The 3,875-nt window shown below is 64.2% G+C and carries 4 protein-coding genes; all 4 read right to left on the bottom strand.

Annotated elements, in window-relative coordinates; genetic code table 11:
* Positions 1-274: 274 nt before the first annotated feature.
* The gene (locus RAN53_RS16255; protein ID WP_305797846.1) at positions 275-796 is read right to left on the bottom strand and encodes a MarR family winged helix-turn-helix transcriptional regulator; all 522 of its coding nucleotides are present in this window, start codon (positions 794-796) and stop codon (positions 275-277) included.
* 71 nt (positions 797-867) lie between these two features.
* Positions 868-2,007, bottom strand: a complete 1,140-nt coding sequence (gene aliB / locus RAN53_RS16250; protein WP_305797845.1) for a cyclohexanecarboxyl-CoA dehydrogenase — start codon at positions 2,005-2,007, stop codon at positions 868-870.
* A gap of 83 nt (positions 2,008-2,090) precedes the next feature.
* Complete coding sequence (locus tag RAN53_RS16245) at positions 2,091-2,876, bottom strand: enoyl-CoA hydratase-related protein (protein ID WP_305797844.1); 786 nt, start codon at positions 2,874-2,876, stop codon at positions 2,091-2,093.
* A 48-nt stretch (positions 2,877-2,924) separates the two neighbouring features.
* A complete protein-coding gene (locus tag RAN53_RS16240; RefSeq protein ID WP_305797843.1) occupies positions 2,925-3,692 on the bottom strand; it encodes an SDR family NAD(P)-dependent oxidoreductase in 768 nt (255 codons plus the stop codon).
* Positions 3,693-3,875: the final 183 nt, after the last annotated feature.

Below are 3,875 nucleotides of genomic sequence, written 5' to 3'. Positions count from 1 at the left end.
TCCAGACGCCCTGCTCAACCATGGTGCTTCTGCGCTCAGGCGTCAGATTCGTATGGATTGGCATGCAAGCTCCTGATAGTAATTGTTTTTGATCATGCGCTTGTTGCTATTCTGCCGATGGCAACACCACCTGCCTGAGGGTAAGCTAGGCCAGGTCGTTTTTTGTGTCAATGTATTGCTATTTGTGTCGAAAGGGTCTGGCAGCTGGAGACGCTTGGTCTACGCTCTTGCCTAGGGGGTCACGGGGTATTTTCAGCTTGTGGCGGCTTTCCGGTCATCGATAACCCATGTCGGTCAAGCCTTCGGCTCCTTGCTCTTTGGAGCTTTCCTGCTCGCGTTCAATAGGCATGGGTTGGATGTTCTGGAGATTCTTCTGGAACTTGTTGAGGTAGTGCAGCAGGCTGACCGTCTCGTCGAAGCTCAGGTTCTCGAGGCCCTGAGTATAGAAATCATGGATCTTTGGCTGAAGGCTCTTCCAGTACTCCCTGCCCTGTTCGGTGAGCAGGATCAGTCGTGCTCGCCCATCGTCGGGATGGGGGATCCTTCGTACGTGCCCCTCGCGCTCCAGGCGCTTGAGGACGCCGTCCAGGCTCTGCCGGCTGACGATCAGGTATTCGACCAGGTCGTTGAAGGCGATACCGTTCTCGTAGCCGCGGCGAGACAGCGCCCCCAGTACTGCCCACTGCACCGTGGTCAGTCCCACGGCGCTTGCCGTCTGCTTCTGCAGGATGTTGCTGGCCTGGAAGAGACGAAAGAACAGGCGGTTGGCGACGCTTCTGTCATCCTGGGCTGCCATCGGTAACACTCCTTTATGGTATAGCGGCAGCGCCAGGCGGTGGAGGGTGCCCCGCACACCGACGGTATCATTCACCGGGGGACCGACTGGCGCGCAATGATGTTCTTCATGATCTGGGCGGTGCCATCGCCGATCTGCAGGCCCAGCACATCGCGCATGCGCTGAGAGAAGGGCAGGTCCTCGCCCCAGCCGGTGTGGCCGTGAGCCAGCATGCACTGCTTGACGACGTCGAAGGCCAGCTTGGGGCCCCACCACTTGTTCATGGCGGCCTCGGCGGTGTGAGGCAGGTCGTTGTCCTTCAGCCACAGCGCATAGTAGCACTGCATGCGGGCGGCCTGGACATAGGTCTGGTACTCGGCAAGCGGATGGGTCAGACCCTGGAAGGCCGCCAGCGGCTGGCCGAAGGCCTCGCGCTCGGTGAGCCACTGCCAGGTCTCGTCCAGCGACTGCTGGGCCACCGCCAGGCACTGCAGGCCGATCAGCGCGCGGCTGTAGTCGAAGCCCTGCATCACCTGCTTGAAGCCCTGGCCCTCGTCGCCGAGCATGTGGTCCGCCGGGACCGACACATTGTCGAAGAAAATCGAACCGCGGCCAATGGCGCGCTGACCGGAATCCTCGAAGCGGCTGGTGGAGATGCCGGGGAGGTCCATGGGCACCAGGAAGGCACTGATGCCGCTGGCGCGCTGCTCCTGGGTGCCGGTGCGCGCGAAGACCACGGCGACATCGGCCTGGTCGGCCATGGAGATGGAGGTCTTCTCGCCGTTGAGCACGAAGTTTTCGCCGTCACGGGTCGCCTTCAGCTTGAGGTTGGCGGCGTCGGAACCACCATGGGGTTCGGTCAGGGCGATGCAGCAGATCTTCTTGCCGGAGGTGATGCCGGCCAGCCACTCCCGGGCCAGCTCCGGGCGCGCATGACTGGCGATGATCTGGCCGTTGAGCGAGGCGAGCAGCGGCAGGTAGCCGACATTGAAGTCGCCGCGGGCGATCTCCTCGACGATCACGCCGCTGGTCACGCAGTCCAGGCCGCTGCCGCCGTACTCCTCGGGCAGCTCGCCGCCCAGGCAGCCCATCTCGCCGAGCATCTCGACGATCTCGCGCTCGATGCAGGCTTCCTGCTCACGGGCTCGGTAGCGGGGTGCCAGCATGTCGGCTGACAGCTTGGCCACGCTTTCGCGAATGGCCTCCTGCTGTTCGGTAAAGGCAAAGTTCATGGCGGTCTCCATCCTCTTCCTGGGAGCCATCGACCCGCCGGGGCCGATGGCATCACGTATCAACCTTCAACGCCGAACCGGCATCACTTGTTGTAGTACTTGCGAAACTCGGGCTTGCGCTTCTCCTTGAAGGCCGCGACCCCTTCCTTCGACTCCTCGGTCTCGTAGTAGAGGCTGAGGGTCTGCATGCCCAGGGCGCCGATGCCGGCGATGTTCTCGCTGTCGGCATTGAAGGAGCGCTTGGCGATGGAGAGCGCGGTGGGGCTCTTCTCGAGGATCTCGTCGCACCACTTGCGCACTTCTTCGTCGAGCTGCTCGGGTGGCACCACGGCGTTGACCAGGCCCCAGTCCAGCGCCTGCTGGGCGCTGTACTTGCGGCACAGGTACCAGATCTCGCGGGCGCGCTTCTCGCCCACGACACGCGCCAGGTAGGCGGTGCCGAAGCCGGGATCCACCGAGCCGACCTTGGGGCCGACCTGACCGAAGACGGCGGTCTCGGAGGCAATGGAGAGGTCACACACCACGTGCAGCACATGGCCGCCGCCGATGGCGAAGCCGTTGACCCGGGCGATGACCGGCTTGGGCACCTGGCGGATCAGGGTCTGCAGCTCCTCCACGGGCAGGCCGATGATGCCGCGGCCGTCGTACTGTCCCTCGTGGGCGCCCTGGTCGCCGCCGGTGCAGAAGGCCTTGTCGCCGGCGCCGGTCAGCACGATCACGCCGATGGACTTGTCCCAGCCGGCGCGGTTGAAGGCGTCGAGCAGCTCCATGCAGGTCTGGCCGCGAAAGGCGTTGTAGCGGTCCGCGCGGTTGATGGTGATGGTGGCCACACCATCGGTAACGTCATAGAGAATATCTTCGTAGTTCATCCTGTGGCTCCTGGATTTCGCAGCAGAAAAGAAGAAGTAGCGAGCGGCTTAGCCGGCCATGGTCAGGCCGCCGGACACACTGACCACCTGGCCGGTGATGAAGCTGGCCTCGTCGCTGCCCAGCATGGTGATGATGCCGGGGTAGTCCTCGGGCTGGCCGATGCGGCGCATGGGCACGGCGTTACGGAAGGCCTCGAGCAGCTTTTCCGGGTCGCGGGCGGTTTCTGCCACGCCCTTGAGCAGGGCGGTATCGGTGGGGCCGGGGCAGACCACGTTGAGGGTCACGTTCTTGCTGGCGAGCTCCCGGGCCAGGGTCTTGCTCAGGCCGATCAGGCCGGCCTTGCAGGCGGCGTAGACGGCCTCACCGGAGGAACCGACCCGGGCCGCGTCGGAGGCGATGTTGATCACCCGGCCGCCACCGGCCTCGACCATCTTCGGCAGCACCACGTGGTGCATGTTGAGTGCACCGGTCAGGTTGACGGCGATCAGCGACTCCCACATGGAGGGCTCGGTCTTGAGGAACGGCATGAAGCGATCGAAGCCGGCGTTGTTGACCAGTACCGTGGGGGTGCCGAGGTCCTGCTCGATGCTCGCCACGGTGGCGACGATGGCGTCATAGTCGGTAATGTCCGCGGCGTAGGCCTTGGCCTTGCCGTCGGTCTCGCCGATGGCGTCCACGGTGGCCTGGGCGGCGGCCTCGTCACGGTCCAGCACCGCAACCCTGGCGCCGTGTTCGGCGAAGCGCTTGCATACCGCGCGGCCGATGCCTCCGCCGCCGCCGGTCACGATCACGGTTCTGTTGTTAAGTCCTTTCATGGCTGTCTCTCCACGGGAGTTGGGGTTTCTGGCTTGTCGCGGGGACTGGGGTCAGCCGCTCTGGCTGGCCTGTTCGCGTAGCTTGAACTTCTGGATCTTGCCGGAGGGGGTGCGCGGCAGCTCGTCGAGCACCTCCAGGAATTCCGGGTGGTACTGGCGGGTCATCTTGCGCTCGCTCAGGAA

The sequence above is a fragment of the Halomonas sp. SSL-5 genome (assembly GCF_030708455.1).
Lineage (GTDB): Bacteria > Pseudomonadota > Gammaproteobacteria > Pseudomonadales > Halomonadaceae > Halomonas.
Note: the sequence above shows the minus strand (reverse complement) of the source record. Positions and strands in the feature narration are given on the sequence as shown.

Coding starts and splice junctions, on each gene's coding strand:
- aliB (WP_305797845.1), bottom strand. CDS start 2,007: ATGAACTTTGCCTTTACCGAACAGCAGGAGGCCATTCGCGAAAGCGTG.
- RAN53_RS16255 (WP_305797846.1), bottom strand. CDS start 796: ATGGCAGCCCAGGATGACAGAAGCGTCGCCAACCGCCTGTTCTTTCGT.
- RAN53_RS16240 (WP_305797843.1), bottom strand. CDS start 3,692: ATGAAAGGACTTAACAACAGAACCGTGATCGTGACCGGCGGCGGCGGA.
- RAN53_RS16245 (WP_305797844.1), bottom strand. CDS start 2,876: ATGAACTACGAAGATATTCTCTATGACGTTACCGATGGTGTGGCCACC.